Consider the following 16,612-nt stretch of genomic DNA (forward strand, 5'->3'; position numbering starts at 1 on the left):
CGAATCGGAATCATTCCAGATCGCGTGCGAATTTAATGACCATTAAAGTGCGGTCATCTCCATCATTTCCGCCTTCCAGGTGTTTCTGTAATTTGGACCAGATCCCCTGCATCACTTCTTCAGCCGTATCTGCGGTATGATTTTCCAGGACTTTCATGATTCCATCTGAGCGAAACATTTTTCGTTCGCTACTCATCGCTTCGCTGATTCCATCACTGAAGCCAACAATGATGTCATTCGTGCAAATGGGAATAACGGAATAATCATAATCATTCGTGTCTGTCACACCTAATAACATTCCATGTGATGTCAGACTGGTAATCTTTCCTTTATGTGCCCAGAACGGTGCGGGATGACCTGCATTGGTGTAGGTAAATGTGCGATTTTGCGTATCAATCACACCGTAAAGCATACTCATAAACTGATGCGGCAATGATGTATGGTACAAAGCATTATTAATGCGGCTAATCACAAACCTGGTATCTTTTGCCTCTTCAAGTGGACCTTCTGTCAACGTTCGTAAGGCCCCTCTGACAGAGGCCATGACAACTGCAGCCGGTATACTGTCACCCGAGGCATCACCAAGAGCAAAACAGGTCACATGAGGAGACAGTGTGATAAATTCGCATAAATCCCCCCCCACCTCATGGTGGCTGATTGTGTGGACCGCCGCTTGGAACTCACGATTTTGTGAAGGATCTCGAACCAGCTCAGCCGGAAATGATTCCGAGATCACCTTCAGCTCTTTTTTCAAACGCAGTTGATTCTGGCTTTCTTTGATCAAGACTGCTCTCTCAAGAATGGTCCCCACCTGCGCACCAATCGATTTTAACACGTGAATATCGCGGTCATTCAATCGACGTGATCGACGATCAAAGGCCCACAGTGTCCCAAATGGACCGGAATCTGACTGAACCGAAACACAAACCCCGGTCAGGCACCCCTCTGGTAACCAGTGAGTCAATTGTGGGGTTTCCTGACTGCTGATAACAATCCCTTCTTTCGAGAACGCTTCCAGATCAGGGGGTGACTCGGACAGGATTCTTTGATGAAAAGGAATTTCAAAAGGAGTCAGATTGTACTGGACTCGCAGTGATAGCTGGTTCGATTCAGAGTTCAACAAAAAAAAGCCAGCCGAACGCAGTCCCGTCAGTTGTAAAGCCGCTTCCAACAACTTTTGCAGAGCATCCTGTAAGCCGCTTTGTTTACTTGAAGAAAGCCCCACATCCATGAGCGTAGAGACTTCTTTGTTCTTCAACTCCAAAGACGTATTCAAGGTTTCAATCTTTGATATTAATCCCGCGATCAGCTCTGCAAATTTGGTGGTTGTTACAAACAGACGATCTTGGTCTGCCTCTTCCGGTAGTGTCAGGTAAAGATAGCCTAAACAACGATTACCGTCTTCTATCGACTCATACCAACAGTATTTCTCAACCTCTGAGAGTTCGGCCTCCTGTGATTTTTGTTCTCCTGGTTTGGCAGACATAAATCGTAACGTCCAACCAGTGATTTCTGTAAATTGATCACAGATCGTGTGAATCCATTCCAGAGGTGGGGTGATTGTCTGTTCCATTTCACCTGATCCAGGAGATGACAAGGAAGAAAATTCAATATCCGGGAGCGCAAATCTCCCTTTTCTTCTATCGACAGGCAAGGGCAGGCAAAATACTCAGAGGTCTGGTTATGAGGGTTGAAACAGTTGTGCCACAAGAATTACAAAGCAATACCCAATTCTGGCAGCTTCAAGTTAACTTTTCTCAGGTACTGTTTGAAGAAGCAGCTGGTCCGCGATAACGTTCAATGATCGCACATCCACAGGAATCACTCCAGACATTGACCGATGTGCGGCACATATCCAATACTCGATCGACGGCAATAATCACTCCCTGAGCTTCGAGTGGCAGGCCTACTGCTTGTAACACAATCGCCATCATCACCAATCCGGCATGTGGGATACCAGCCGCACCAATGCTGGCTAGTAAAGCCGTAACAGCGACTAAGATCTGGTCTGGCAGTGGCATAACCACCCCCGTGTAAGCTTGCGCAATAAACAACACCGCGACAGCTTCATACAATGCGGTCCCGTCCATATTGATTGTCGCTCCTAAAGGAAGCACGAACGAACTGACCTCATTGGAAACCTTTGCATTTTCTTCTACACAGGTCATCGTCAAAGGTAATGTTCCATTCGAGGAAGCAGTCGAGAACGCCGTCATCAAGGCGGGGCTCATCGCATGCGCAAATTGTAATGGAGAACGACCTGCGACAAATTTCAAGAGACAAGGCAAGATGACCACTGCATGAATCAGTAAGGCTAGAGAAACGGTAATCATATACCAGCCGAGTGTCTTAAAGATTTCAATTCCCTGTGAAGAGACAGCGTAGATCATAAATGCCGTCACTCCAATAGGAGCCAGGCTGATCACAAACATCGTCATTCGCATCATGACTTCAAAACCAGCTTGAAAGAAATCTGTGAGTACTTTGGCATGCTTACCACCGACCAGAATAATAAATATTCCCGCCAACATGCTAAAAGAAATAATCGAAAGGAACTCCCCTGCCCCCAAGGAGTGAATAATGTTTGTCGGAATGAGCCGATCGATCATATCCAGAAAAATGGAGCCTACTGATTCCCGTCCTGAGGAGAGAACTCCACTGCCTCCCGGCAGTTCAGCACCAATTCCAGGTCGAATCAAGTTCACAACTAAAATTCCAGTACTGATCGCTAGCAAACTGGTAAACAGGTAATACAAGAGGGTCTTGGAAAACATGGCTCCAAATCGAGTCGCGTTTCCCAGACTTGCAATACCCGTAATTAATGAAGTGACAATTAAAGGGATCGTCACCATCTTTAACAACCGCAAAAATAAGTCACCCAGCCATTTGGAAATCACCATCACTTTTTGTGAAAGACCGGTACCAAACAGAAAATAATCAGTTTCCCATTGAGGATATTTTTTGACAAGCTCTTCACCGCTGGACGCAGAGTAAGAAGTTACAACCATCTTTTGATCGATAGACCGCGTGTAAGTCAACGTCACTTTTTTTACAGAATCGACGATATGAATTGACCGCTGATTCACTTCCACAGTTACCGGTTTTTCGAGTTCTCCCATGGCAAATAATTTGGCCAATTCGGGATAATTTGCAACAAGTTCATTGCGATCTTTGAATTCATATTCTTTCTGTTGATCACCTGCATACTTTTCAATCACCTGATAGCCTGTCTCTGATCGGCTGGCAGTCAATGAAAGATCAGCAAGCGTAATCTCACCTGGATTGAAGAGAAAACCGAGAAAGGTCCCCACGATCAGAGCAATCAAAATTTGATAATGCAGCGGAATTTTCTTCATGAGCAACTAAGCTTCCTGTTTCTCTTTTGGGAACGTTGATCCTGGCGCAGCAATCACTCATTTAAGAGTGTCAACAAAATTAACTCTCTAACAGATTAACGTCTGGCGCTTTCACATTGAAAAGGCAACCAGGCACCATTTTCGTGACTGCTGGCAACCGATTGCTGAATGAAGAACATCCCTTCGACACCATCGTAAACATTAGGATAGATCGTATTTTTTGCTTCAAAAGATTGGCCAGAAATACGCTGGACCATAGCATCAAATGCGGAACGGTAAATATTCGCAAATGCTTCGAAAAACGCTTCCGGGTGTCCCGAAGGTAAACGGCAGGCAGCCGCTCCTGATTCATTCATATAAGGGGCATTAGGATCCCGTGTGTAAACTGAATGTGGTTGACCATTGCGGCGGATCACCATCTGATTGGGTTCTTCCTGTCGCCATGCCAGCGCGCCTTTTGTTCCATCGATCTCGATAAACAGATCATTTTCACGTCCGTGTGAAATCTGACTGGCAGTCACTGTTCCCAGCGCGCCATTTTGAAAACGAATGGTGGCATGGCCATAATCATCCAGCTGACGCCCGGGCGCGAAGATTTTTAAGTTGCATGAAATTTCTTCGGGAAGCAGCCCCGTCATATAGCGTCCCAGATTGTAGGCATGTGTGGCAATATCGCCAAAAGCACCTGCCGCTCCTGATTTTGCAGGATCGGTTCGCCAGGCAGCCTGTTTCTGATCTTCTTCTTCCAGACGTGATCGCAACCACCCCTGAATGTAGTTGGAACGAATCGCCTGAATTTCCCCAAGCTCGTCGTTCAAGATCATTTCCCGCGCCATTCGCACCAGGGGATAACCTGTGTAATTGTGACTGACAGCAAACACAACGCCAGAACTTTCGACCAGAGCTTTTAGTTCTTCAGCCTGAGCCAAATCAAACGTCATGGGTTTATCGCAGACCACATTGAACCCGGCTTCTACTGCTGTTTTCGCAATAGAAAAATGAGTGTGGTTGGGTGTCGCAATGCTGATAAAGTCAACACGTTGGTCTTCAGGTAATGACGACTCCTGTTCAACAAGCTCCTCTATGGATCCGTAAGCGCGATCTGGCTTGATATCATAAGCCGGCGCAGATGCTTTTGCTTTTTCAGGATTCGATGAAAGTGCGCCTGCCACCAGTTCCGCTCGATTATCCAGGCAGGCGGCGATGGAATGAACCCGACCGATAAACGAACCCTGTCCCCCACCCACGAGCGCCATTCGCAGTTTACGATTGAGTTGACCGTTTATTGTTTCCATTGTGTCATTCCTTCCTCTTAATGATTCGTTCTATACCCGTATCAATATACAAGTTAGAGTTGAGCTGCGAGATGTTGAATCTGACCAGTCTTGACGACGATCACTTACAAAGCAGCATACTTTTGCGTGATCAGAATTACAACCAATGGGAATTCTGAGAAGAAATTGATGTAAAAATGGGCGATTTCGCACTCAAAATGATCGACCAATTCTTTGTAGTTCAGTAATCACGTCTAGAAGTTATTTAAGCTCTTGGGTACAATTATTGTATCCAGATCCCTTTGAATGCTGGGATTTGTGTATCACATCAAAATTGAAGAACGTCTATCAACAGACACACCTCTTAAATAGTAAAAATACAGGGAGACATTTCTGATGAAAAATCAATATGGAGAGCGCCGATTTCTTTGGTTAACAGTCGGTGTGATTTGTGGCATGTGTTTATCCTATTTCTGGCCTCACGAACCCGCACTGGCGGTTGCAACAGACCGCGACGGAGATCGATTTGCTATTGCAACCGCGCCTACGAAATCTGGCAATGCGGAAGCCGTCTTTGTACTTGACTTTTTAACCGGTCGTTTGAGTGGTGCTGCCATTAATTCACGATCGGGAAAGTTCACACACGCTTATTTCCGTAATCTGGCGGCTGACTTCAATGTCGATCCCACAGCAAAGCCGCATTATGTGATTGTTTCAGGGACAGTCAGTTTACCAAACCAGGGACGTGCCCAAATCGCAAATAGTGCTATCTATATCGGTGAAATGTCATCCGGTATGGTCATCTGTTATGCGTTTCCGTTCATCATTAATAACGCACCTGTTCCACCACAACAGTTAATGCCAATCGACCGCTTCCAGTTCCGCCAGGCTCAAGGCGTTGGGAACTAATCGACCAAATAATTTGAAAAACGGGAGTCATATCTGACTCCCGTTTTTTGTAGATACTCAGGGAAAAGGAAAGGGCAAGACCACTATTCCCGTTCACAAATTAAGGCCCGTGCTTTTCCCTGTAATCGAGCGATAATCAAAACTCCTGCTGCATCACCCTTCAAAGATAATTTACGACGCAGATTTTCAATGGAAACAGGAATTCGTCTACATTTGATTTCCAGTTGACCAAAAGGCGCGGTTCGAAAATACTTGCGGATCTCCTTCTCGTTATTCGATAACGTTTCTAGAATTTTGAAACGTCTGAAAAAAGGTGATTCCACTTTTTCTGTCGATGTCAGATATTCTTCTTCGGGATCCAAGCGACTGAGTGAAAATTGATCAGCGACCACATCCAATAAACCCGAACGTACGACAGCAGGATCGGGATCGTAAATATACTCGCCTGCGTCTGTGAGACTGACAAAAGCATCCAGCGGATGACCGGCAATACTATCGACGTTACCCTCTTTCGAAATCGCAGTGGCCCGAAATTCCTGATCACCGGCTAACTCGCCAAACCAGATTGTTGCTTCTTTACATTCGCCATTCAAACTAATCAGTTCCGTCTCAGTTTCAGGAAACTTCCCGGCAAAATTGCTGGCAGGGCTAAGTTTGATCGCACCTCCCTGGAACTGTGGAATGAACTCCAGCAAAGTCTCTAAATCAGGTAAATAATCTTCGATTCGAATCACTTTGCCACCAGAATGAGGCCGTCGATCAGGATCAATGTGCAACCACCCCTGCCGATCCTGTACCTCTTCGATGGAAGAATTCAACACCGTCACAGATTCGGAAACGCCATAGACCTCACTATTCCAACGTGCGAATTGACACAACAACGGTTCCAGGTCAACACCGATAACAGTGCTGTGCTTCGCTAAGGAAATCAGGTCTCCTCCCATACCACAACAAAAATCATAGACTGTCCCCAAAAATCGCTGTGCTTTATATTGTGAAACCAGTTCGGGTGTTGACTGTTCAAGGCTTTTTCGGTCAAACCACATCTGATCCGCGTGGAAAAATTTAGCACGGCCCCGTATTCGTAATTCAGAGAGAGTCAATGCAGCCCGTACAAGGTCCTGCGAATAATTTTTTCTTAACTGCTTCTGCAAATGAAATTCTGAACCTGTATGCTGTTGAATCAGGTCAAAGATTTCAGGCGATTGATGAAGGCTTTGAAAGTAATCAAGCTCGGAATGTGACTCACTGGACATGGAATTCGTTAACGACCTTCTGTCGCTGGCGTATGTTGATTCAGATAAGATATCGCTCGTGATATTCTCTGAGAAATTTCATCGAGTCGTGTTTCATTCAAATTGAATTGCACAACGCGCACAGTATCATGCACAACCGCCAGACCAATTGCATCTGGCCTGCCTCCGATGAGTTGTTCAACGGCCAGTGTATACACTCCCAATTGAAATTCATACTCTTCGGTCAAATCTTCATTAGACATGTGTGCGAGACGCGGCCCGGTTTTATAATCCAACAACATCCACTCACCTGCTGCTGTCTTAAAGAGCGCATCAATCGTTCCCATAATTGTGATGGGTACGCTTCTTTTTTGGTCCATTTGATCCGCTTCGCTGCCTGCTTCAGGCCACCGCAACAGAAAATCCAGCTCACGATAATGCGAACTTGCTGACTCCAATATCTTACAGAGATCAGACTGATACCAGGCGGAAATCTGCTGCATGATCAGAGGTTTCAACCTCTGCTGAATCTGTGATGGCTGATCAAAGAGAATGGATTCCACAATCTGCGTAGCTTGACCAGGCTGATCCGGCTCCAGACGTTCAATGACAGCATGCGTGAGTGTCCCCAGCTGTGTGGCTTCGTCTGAAGTTAATGAATGTTCTGTAACTATTTCCCCCTGCCAATGGATGAGAGATTGCTGTAACTCAGCATCAATCTCTTCCAGATGGGAAACACTCACATGAGTTCTCTCTCCTCGATCAGGATGGAAAGGAGTATAGGTTATAGGCAATGCTTCAGGAGTCACCTGCTCCAGCGCCTGTAAAAACTGACTGGGCTTTAATTCCTTTCGTTTTTGTACACGCTTGAATGTAAGTTGTGGTTTAACCTGGTGCACATGGATTTGGGGAATTTGGTCAGCAGAAGTAGTCCCTAATGAAATTTTACCGAGATAAGGATCAACGGCTGGTGTGCCTGTACTTAAATCAAAGTGCCGTGCCAAAAGCTTCATCCAAGGAGACTGGTATTTGCGGTCATAGGGTAATCCAGCAGAAAGAATTAAATAATCAGCAGCACGTGTCACAGCGACATACAGCAGGCGAACGGTTTCCTCTTCATTCGCCCTCTGTTCCAACGCATGGTGCATCTTGAATGCATAGTTTTCAGGGACAACCCCGCGTTCCGCAGGAAGAGAGAGCAACGCTCCCCATTCGGGATGTAAAAAAGGAGCTTTACTCCCCCCGTGTGACTTGCGATCAAGGTCTGCCACAATCACGATTGGAAATTCGAGCCCTTTTGACTGATGTATTGTCATGAGCCGAATCACATCACTGGTTTCCGGTAGAGTCGCCGCCAGTTCTTCTTTACTTTCTTCCAAAATCGAATCTCGAATTCTCTGTACAAAATCTTTCAGAGTAAATAGCCCCGTCGATTCAAAATTGCGAGCCAATTCGATTAACTTTCGCAGATTGGCAATTTTACGCTCACCCAGAAATTCATTCAGTAGAGCCGCATCATAGCCTGTTCTCTCTAATGCCAAATTCAACAGTTCGGCCAGCGAGAGCCTGTCTTTTTTTGAGCGTAACTCCGCAAGCACACTTTGAGCATAAAGCACCTGGCGTTTCTGTTCTGGTTGTAATTCATCGGGAGGCAGTGTGCGTATTGCTTCCGCTAAGGTTTCTGCATTACGGACGATCGAATAGATAGTATCATCGGAAAGGCTGAAAAAAGGTGAACGCAGAATACCCAGTAAACTCAATTCGTCATCGGGATTATCCAGATATTGGCAAAGATTGCTTACATCATAGATTTCCTGTTGTGCATAAAAGGCACGCCCACCAACCAGATAATAATCCAGGTCCTGTTTCTGTAATGCCTTTTCATACAAACTTACATTCGAGAGTGCACGAAACAGAATGCAAATATCCCCTGGCTCAACACGTCTTAACTCCCGTTCGCCTGTTTGTGAATTTTTAGCCCAAACACGTGGCGTTTCATCATCCAGTAATTGTCGTACCCGAGCCGCAATCCATTCCGCTTCCGTCTCACGAACTGCTTCTGCTCCTTTCAGTTCCGGGTCATCAGGGGACGCAAAGAGGAACTCAATGCCAGGAGTTGGTGAGTGCTGTTTTTTGTCGAATGGCATTAAGGGTTCGTAATAGTGCTCCATCGCTGAAGAAAAGAGACAATTCGTGAAATTCAGAATCGCTGGCTGGCTTCGAAAATTAGTACTTAATGGCAAACGCCCTGCTTCGGGAATTTCCATCCGCAATTGGTGAAAGACTTCCGGATCCGCGCGCCGAAAACGATATATCGACTGTTTCGCATCGCCCACCAAAAAGAGTTTCCCTGTTAGTAACTCTTTGCCACACAGCGCACGAACAATCTCGCTTTGAACTGGATCCGTATCTTGAAATTCATCAACCATTAAAAATTGAATGCCGGCAGCAGCACGTTGCCGGGCATGCGGATCTCGGCGAAACAGGTCACGTGTCTGCAGCAGCAGATCATCAAAGTCCAAAAGTCCTTTCTCTGATTTACTCTGCTGGTACCGTTTCGCAACAAATTCGGTCACTCGTAGTACCATTAAACTGGTTTCAGCAGCCAATAAAAAACGAGAAGCATCTGGAGCAAGATTTTCATAAATCTTGCCCAAAGTTTTTCTCAATAACTCAAATCCATTTTTAACCTGTTCGTAAATATCTAAATCATCCCAGTCTTTTTTGGTTCCCGCCCCTTGAATCTTAGCGTGTGAGATCAGTGTTGCTAGTAATTCGCTTCGGTTTTGCTCTGCACCGTTTTTCAATTCAGGAAGTCGAGAATTGAGAACTTGAAAACGTTCTCTCATTTTGGGATGAGCCGGCTGATACTCGTTCATGAGTTTGATTAAAAATTGGGTACTCTCTGAATTGGCGATTTCTTCCAACTGCAAAGGAACGAATGTCTGACTCCAAAACTCTCGAATCCGGGCAGCCAGTTTTTCGGCCGTCATCCCAGCAAAATGGTCAAATTCAATCCGAAATTGCTGAGGTACCAAAGTAATCAATAATTCGTATGTTTTTTCCAATCCATACTGATAGACCATCTGCATTCCATCGACATTTTCCTGTTTCAAGAGTTCGTGAACCGCTTCTCGAACCACTTTCCGTAAGAATGCATCGCTGGTTCCCTGCTCTAATAACCCAAAATGAGGATCAAGATTGGCACTCACAGCATGAGTTCTCAAAATCGAAGTACAAAAGGAATGAATCGTACTGATCCGAGCCGAATCCAGGCCACGGATGACGGCTTGCCAATGTGCTACTTCTTCTACAGGGCAGTTTCGTAACTGCTCAAGGCACGTTTCACGTATTCGATCCCGCATTTCACGGGCCGCTCGTTCCGTAAAAGTAATCGCAACAATATGGTTCAGTCGGTCAGACGGAGTTCCCGGCTCAATTAGTTTTAGAAACCGCTGCGTCAAAACAAATGTTTTTCCACATCCAGCACCTGCAGAGAGCGCAATAGACACATCACGCCGATTGATGGCGGCGGCCTGCTGGTCGGTATATTTAGGCTCGTTTGACATTTTAAGCTAACATAAACTTGATCAGGAACATTCTTCGGGATTCGCCTGATCGATTTGTGAATACTGCAGTAGATCTATCTGCTTACCCAGACTATCCTGATAACTCTCGACTTGTGAGAAACGGCAGACAGAGTAAAAAGCCGGATCGAGGTGAGCCATTTTTTCATCCACCTGTACCGGAAAAATTCCATTGCGGATCAATTGCGCCAGATGAGGCACCAGACCTTCAATCGTCATTTCCAGTAACTCCAGATCCTCACCCGAAATCGGTTCCACCATTTTTTTTCGGGAACGTAGCGGCATAACAAAACCAGTTTCCTGAACTTTCCAGTAGCCCAGGTGAAACGGTTCGGCATCGACATCAATCATTTCCAATCTCTTTGCTGCAATCAGATAGAGTGCAAGCTGGAGCTTCTTCCCTGAACGAATTTCTGTGGCGGAGGGAAGCGCTCGTCCGGTTTTATAGTCGATGATGTTAAAATATTTTTGACCCGCGATACTCCCCAGGTCAATGCGATCAATTTGACCTCTGACCCGCGTTTCTTCCTCTCCGCCCCCCAGCGTCAGATGCTGATAATGCCTTTGTGTTGGATCTGGTTCTGCAGGAACTTTACCAAAGGGAACCTCACGTCCTACAATCGCGGGAGGTGCGTCCCAAAGCTCATCAAACTGACTTCCATAGCTCTCTGATTGTTCCGCAAAGAGAGAAGCCCAATCTTCTAGAATTTGTTTTTCAATTGTGAGCAGCACTTGTTGCAGTTTGGTTTCTGCAAAAGAATCGGAAACTCGCTGATTCAATAATTCCAGAAACAATGCTTCAATTCGATCAGCCGCATACAGCTGCTCACTTTCACCTTGTTCTAATAGAAGTTCATACAACTTTGTCAAGATACCATGTACATGAATTCCGCGCTGAAGATAATTCGTTCTTAACTCCGGTGGTTCAGACACATCGATCCCGAGTACGCTCTGTGTAAAAAACTGATAGGGACAAGACAAATATAATTCCAGTTGCGTGGTACTGAATTCGTATTCGCGAGGAAACCGTTCACGTATCGCACGTCTGTTTTGAGGTGAGACCAGAATTCCTTCGTACTCTGTAAACCCCTCCGTTTCGAAACGATGGATGGCCATTTCCGAAGCCGCCAGAATGTTCTTCGCAACGCATTTCAAATCAGGTTTATCTAAGAGATTCAAAAACAACCCCGGCTGATCCTGTTTTAATTGATGCGTTGCTAAGACTCGTAAGTCACGCTTTGATAGCGTCTGCTCTTTGCGCGGAAGAGGATTCAGTTCACTTACATTTTGAATTGGTAGTGCGGAAGGCTGGAACAAGTCAACCAAAGTAGTAAGGTAAGGACTCGGAAAAAGAGGTTGCCCTGTGGAACTGATCGCGGGATAACTCAGAATCAGTTGCTTCGAGAAGCGAGTGATCACCTCATAAAACAGTAACATTTCTTCCTGCTGCTGATTGGCATGCAGCTTGAGTGAAAGACCACACTGCTTCAATTCCCCTCGCTCTTTCTCACTGTAGAGACAATCCTCCCGATGACTTCGGGGAAAACTGGCTTCACTCAGACCGCCAATCATGAGATAAGGAATACTTAAATTTCTTAACTGTGCGGCATCCAAAACAGAAACCCGACCTGATTCATCCGTTTGCAGGGAAATGGTTTGCTGCTCAATGAGATCCAATAACAGGCCACGAAATGCGACCAAATCCAGAGGGAATGCATCCCGCTGGTGAAATTGTTCAATTTGCTCTATTTGAGCGACCGCATGAAATAACAGCTTTTGAAATCGATCCCATACAAATTGATCGCGCTCATCAAGAAGATCTTTTTCTGCTTGATCTTTGTTCCATACCTTTGATAGGCCAAACTCATTTGCGAGTGAAATAACAATGTCGATCCAATCTACAAAGAGTTCTTTACCCCTCAGTCTTTGTGTTGCTTCTGAAAGTCGCTTCGCAAGTTGGTATGCCGCCTGAGTCTCCTCCTGATGGGCTTCCCACTTCGGTTGTTCCGGATATTGATTAACAAGTTCTACTGCTGTTCCACTGGCCTTTTCCAACGCATTCAAAACATCAATTCTTCCTGAATCGATTTTGAGCTGACGTAAGACACGCGAGAGGCTGCGTACAGCTCTCCCCTCCTGGTATTCTGGCCAATCAGGGGAAAAATAATTTGAATCAAGAATCGACATGATGCTCTCAAACGACCAGTTTTCGATTTCAATCTGCAAGAAAGCAAAGAGGGCTCGCACGACAGAGAATCTGGAAAAATCTTGCTCAACTCCAAGAAAGTAAGGAATACCGGCTGCGGTAAAAGTTTCCTCGATTAAATCGCCATATTCGAGCGTAGACCGAAACGCAACCACAATCTCTTCTGGTAAAACCCCTTGTAATAAAAGTCGTTTCACTTCTGTCGCCAAGACTTCCAACTCATTGCGTTGTCCTGCGACTGCCAGCACTTTCATTTGATCGGCAGTTACCAGCGGCTTGATCTCTCTTGGATTATCAAACAATGCCTGGCTAATTTGCCAATGGGAAGTTTGAGTAGAATCTCCTTCAAAACAAACCGTTTTTACTGTTCCAGGTAATCGTGTTTCCAAGACTTGCTTTGCGACAACTGACTTAGCAAACAAGTCACTCCGACGCAACTCGATTTCCTGTGGAAGCGAGATCAGTAACTTGTCAGTTCTAGTTGCTAATAATTCCAAAATTTCATATTGCGTATGAGTGAAGTCAGCAAACCCATCCAGGACAATCAAACGAAATCGATCGAAAGGTCCCCATTTCCCCTCCTGCAAAGCAGTCCGCGCTGACCAGAAGCGCCCTTCAGAATCGTATCGCCGCAACTCATGTAGCGCAGTCTGGTAACGCTGATAAATCAGCGCCAACTCCCGGTCTTTCTGATTCGAATCGGAATGGAGTTTCCCAAAGGCCTCAGAAAATTGATCAGGCCAGATTTCTTCTCGTTTCAGTTCAGAGATGAAACTGGAAATTAAATCCAGAAATCCCGACGTTCCGGCAATAGAATAAAAATACTGGACTTGCTGTGTCACAATCAGGTCGTCAACAATACTTCGCAGCAAATATCGTTTGGAAATTTCAGGCAATGTCTGAATCGGTTCATCCAGCGATTTTAAAATGGTCTCGGCAAAAGCTTCAAAGGTATAAACATTGGGTGCAAAACAGACCGTCATCTGCTCGCAGAGTAATTGATTCAAAACCTGCCGACGTGAACGAATAGTAGGAGAGATCCAAAGTGTCGTTCCGGGAGATTGCTCTGTGAGTCCTGACTGCAAGGCATCTCGATACTGGTTCAGCAAATAACCCGTTTTACCGGAACCTGCTGTACCAATTAAGATTTGAATGTCCGGCTGCATTAGCTCTCTTGCCTGTTTAAGACGAATTTTTCAAAAAAAGATTCTAAGTGCAATGTATCCGGCTGAACCCTAGAATTCAATTTCGGTGATATTTTGAGGATTAACCTGTTTTCATTGCTTTGAACACAGAGCAAATCTTGCCACTGCTTTCCTGATCGCCTACACTAATAGTATCAGAAATGAAGTTTTTCAGAGTTTCTGCCACCCAACCAGAACATATTTCATCAAATTGAAATTTAGATTTCTTCTCGATTTGAGATATGTTCTGTAATTCTCATAAGGAATCATCCATGCAAAAATTTCGTTTGACTAGTTCATTCTTGCTGCTCTCCTTCATTATTTCCTCAGTATTCTCTCCATCAATATTTGCTGATGAGTCAGAAAAAAAGAAAAAAAATGAAGATGATTATTATCAAATGATGAAGCTGTTCGCAGATACCTATGAGCAGATTGAACGGAATTATGTAAAAGATGTCGATCGGCGCGTGTTACTCGAAGCAGCCATTCGAGGCATGGTAAAAGAACTGGATCAATACTCCAATTATATCAGCCCCAAAGACCTTTCTCGCTTCAATCAAGTTGTAGAACAGGAATTTGGTGGAATTGGAATTCAGGTTCACATAGATGAACACAACGGGCGTTTAACTGTCATGACTCCACTACCAGGTACTCCTGCGTACAAGGCAGGAGTCCGTGCTGGAGATATTATTGACTCAATTGAAGGAAAATCAACAAAAGGCTTCACACTTTCACAAGCGATCAAAACTCTGAAAGGCCGCGCTGGTGAGAAAGTCAGTCTAGCGGTAATCCACAAAGGAACGAATAAACCCATTCCATTAACGATCACACGTGAAATCATTCATGTTGCCACAGTGCTGGGAGACACTTACAAAAAAGATGATGCCTGGGATTACATGATTAATAAAAAAGATAAAATTGGTTATATTCGTCTCACTCACTTTAGTCGCCACAGCGCAGAGGAATTAAAAGCTGCTATTGATGACCTCGTCAAACAAGGTATGAAAGGGTTGGTCCTGGATTTGAGATTTAATCCCGGTGGTTTACTTTCCCAGGCAACTGAAATTTCAGATATGTTTATTGAATCAGGAAAAATTGTGAGTACCAAAGGCCGCAACAGTCGTAATCGAAAATGGGAAGCAACAAAAGAGGGAACTTATTCCGATTTTCCCATGGCAGTCCTTGTTAATCGCTATTCCGCTTCTGCCAGTGAAATTGTTTCTGCCTGTCTGCAAGACCATAAACGAGCCATGATCGTGGGAGAACGGACTTGGGGTAAAGGCAGCGTACAAAATGTAATTGAACTGGAAGAAGGTGACAGTGCTTTAAAACTGACCACAGCCAGCTACCATCGCCCCAGTGGGAAAAATATTCATCGTTTCCCGGGGTCCAAAGATACTGATGTTTGGGGAGTCACTCCTGATAAAGACTATCGACTTCGACTCAAAGATGAAGAGTTGGAACAGCTCGGCACATACCGTCGTAATCGGGATATTCTGGATCATAGTGCCAAACTCGATGATAAGTTTAAAGACAAACAACTTGAGCTCGCCCTGAAATATATTAAGACCGCACTAAGTGATGAATCAAAGCCGGCCCAAAAAAGCGAAGCCAAAAAACCTGCTGAGAAAGAAGCTAAACCTGCGAAAAAAGCTGCCGGTATTGAGCAAGTTCCCCAGGTAAAAATCATCATCGGAACAACATAATGATCTAATCTGGTCGTGACAACTTAATTTCATTTCACAGCATAGCGACGTTCGGAAGCGCCTTTCATCCGAACGTCGTTTTTCTTCTACTTTTCGATATGCAATCATCCATGAAGCAACCTGAAGAATACCTCTTGGCAATTGAGTCTTCGTGCGACGAAACAGCGGCAGCCGTGATCACTCGCGATATGAAGATTCTTTCAAATATCGTCTCCTCGCAAACCGACTTGCATGAAAAATTTGGAGGTGTCGTCCCGGAGATCGCCTCACGAGCTCATTTGGAGCGAATATTACCTGTCATTGATGATGCTTTACAAAAAGCCAATCTCTCATTAGATCAATTGACTGCGATCGCTGTCGCGACAGAACCAGGTCTGGTCGGTTCTCTACTGATCGGTCTCACAGCCGCCAAAACTTTGGCAATGGTGTTAGATATTCCTTTAGTTGCGGTCAACCATATCGAAGGCCATCTCTTTGCCTGTCAAATGCAGGAAACAAATCCCATTTTCCCTGCGATTGGCTTGGTCGTCAGTGGCGGCCATACGAATTTATATCATTGTTTGCCTACTTTCGAATTTGAATTAATCGGTGCTACGATTGATGATGCCGCCGGTGAAGCATTCGACAAAGTCGCTAAAATTTTAGGACTGCCTTATCCCGGCGGACCTTCGATCGAACAAACTGCAGTTAAGGGAAATCCTCAGGCGTTTCCGTTTCCTCGAACCTTTCTGAAAGACCCTGAACTTCGTTTTAGTTTCAGCGGTTTGAAAACAGCGGTCCTTTATGCAGCGTTGGGCAACCCGGGAGCGAAAAAACAACCACCACCACTCACCGCAGAACGAATCGCCGATCTGGCAGCAAGCTTCCAGGAGACCGTTGTGGATGTGTTGGTTGGAAAGTGCCAACAAGCACTCATGCAATTCAGGCATTCCACACTTTGTGTCGGAGGAGGTGTGGCCGCGAATACATTACTGAGAGAACGCCTGACAGAAATGACAAACAAGGCAGGCATCCATTTAAGTATGGCTCCCCCCGATTTATGCACGGATAATGCCGCCATGGCTGCGATTGCCTGGCATCATTTAGACCAGGGGCGCATCGCCTCATTAGATTTGGATGTTACTCCAGGCCTGGTACGTTAGTACTTTTCTGCTC

The 16,612-nt window shown here is 45.2% G+C and carries 9 protein-coding genes; 3 read left to right on the plus strand and 6 right to left on the minus strand.

The window, feature by feature from the left end; genetic code table 11:
• Positions 1 to 10: 10 nt before the first annotated feature.
• From V202x_RS14300 to V202x_RS14310, 3 genes are all read right to left on the minus strand, one after another.
• Positions 11 to 1,573, minus strand: a complete 1,563-nt coding sequence (locus tag V202x_RS14300; RefSeq protein ID WP_145176047.1) for a GAF domain-containing SpoIIE family protein phosphatase — start codon at positions 1,571 to 1,573, stop codon at positions 11 to 13.
• 184 nt (positions 1,574 to 1,757) lie between these two features.
• Positions 1,758 to 3,356 carry a dicarboxylate/amino acid:cation symporter gene (locus tag V202x_RS14305; RefSeq protein ID WP_145176050.1) on the minus strand — a complete coding sequence of 533 codons (1,599 nt, stop codon included), beginning with the start codon at positions 3,354 to 3,356 and terminating at the stop codon, positions 1,758 to 1,760.
• 95 nt (positions 3,357 to 3,451) lie between these two features.
• Positions 3,452 to 4,651 carry a Gfo/Idh/MocA family protein gene (locus V202x_RS14310; protein ID WP_197992872.1) on the minus strand — a complete coding sequence of 400 codons (1,200 nt, stop codon included), beginning with the start codon at positions 4,649 to 4,651 and terminating at the stop codon, positions 3,452 to 3,454.
• A 375-nt stretch (positions 4,652 to 5,026) separates the two neighbouring features.
• On the opposite strand from V202x_RS14310, the gene V202x_RS14315 reads away from it, so the two are divergent.
• Entirely contained in the window at positions 5,027 to 5,539 is a 513-nt protein-coding gene (locus V202x_RS14315; protein ID WP_145176053.1) for a hypothetical protein, read from the plus strand.
• Between the two features lie 83 nt (positions 5,540 to 5,622).
• Here V202x_RS14315 and V202x_RS14320 read toward each other — a convergent pair whose 3' ends face one another.
• The 3 genes from V202x_RS14320 to V202x_RS14330 are packed head-to-tail and all read right to left on the minus strand — an operon-like array spanning position 5,623 to position 13,733.
• A complete protein-coding gene (locus tag V202x_RS14320) occupies positions 5,623 to 6,795 on the minus strand; it encodes a class I SAM-dependent methyltransferase (RefSeq protein ID WP_145176057.1) in 1,173 nt (390 codons plus the stop codon).
• Between the two features lie 8 nt (positions 6,796 to 6,803).
• A complete protein-coding gene (locus V202x_RS14325; protein WP_145176060.1) occupies positions 6,804 to 10,343 on the minus strand; it encodes a UvrD-helicase domain-containing protein in 3,540 nt (1,179 codons plus the stop codon).
• Positions 10,344 to 10,364: 21 nt separating this feature from the next.
• Positions 10,365 to 13,733, minus strand: a complete 3,369-nt coding sequence (locus V202x_RS14330) for a PD-(D/E)XK nuclease family protein (protein WP_145176062.1) — start codon at positions 13,731 to 13,733, stop codon at positions 10,365 to 10,367.
• Positions 13,734 to 14,023: 290 nt separating this feature from the next.
• On the opposite strand from V202x_RS14330, the gene V202x_RS14335 reads away from it, so the two are divergent.
• Positions 14,024 to 15,457, plus strand: a complete 1,434-nt coding sequence (locus tag V202x_RS14335; RefSeq protein ID WP_145176064.1) for a S41 family peptidase — start codon at positions 14,024 to 14,026, stop codon at positions 15,455 to 15,457.
• Positions 15,458 to 15,567: 110 nt separating this feature from the next.
• Positions 15,568 to 16,599, plus strand: coding sequence for a tRNA (adenosine(37)-N6)-threonylcarbamoyltransferase complex transferase subunit TsaD (tsaD, locus tag V202x_RS14340; protein WP_145176068.1), 1,032 nt, complete (start codon positions 15,568 to 15,570; stop codon positions 16,597 to 16,599).
• Positions 16,600 to 16,612 lie beyond the last annotated feature (13 nt).

This window comes from Gimesia aquarii, from assembly GCF_007748175.1.
Lineage (GTDB): Bacteria > Planctomycetota > Planctomycetia > Planctomycetales > Planctomycetaceae > Gimesia > Gimesia aquarii_A.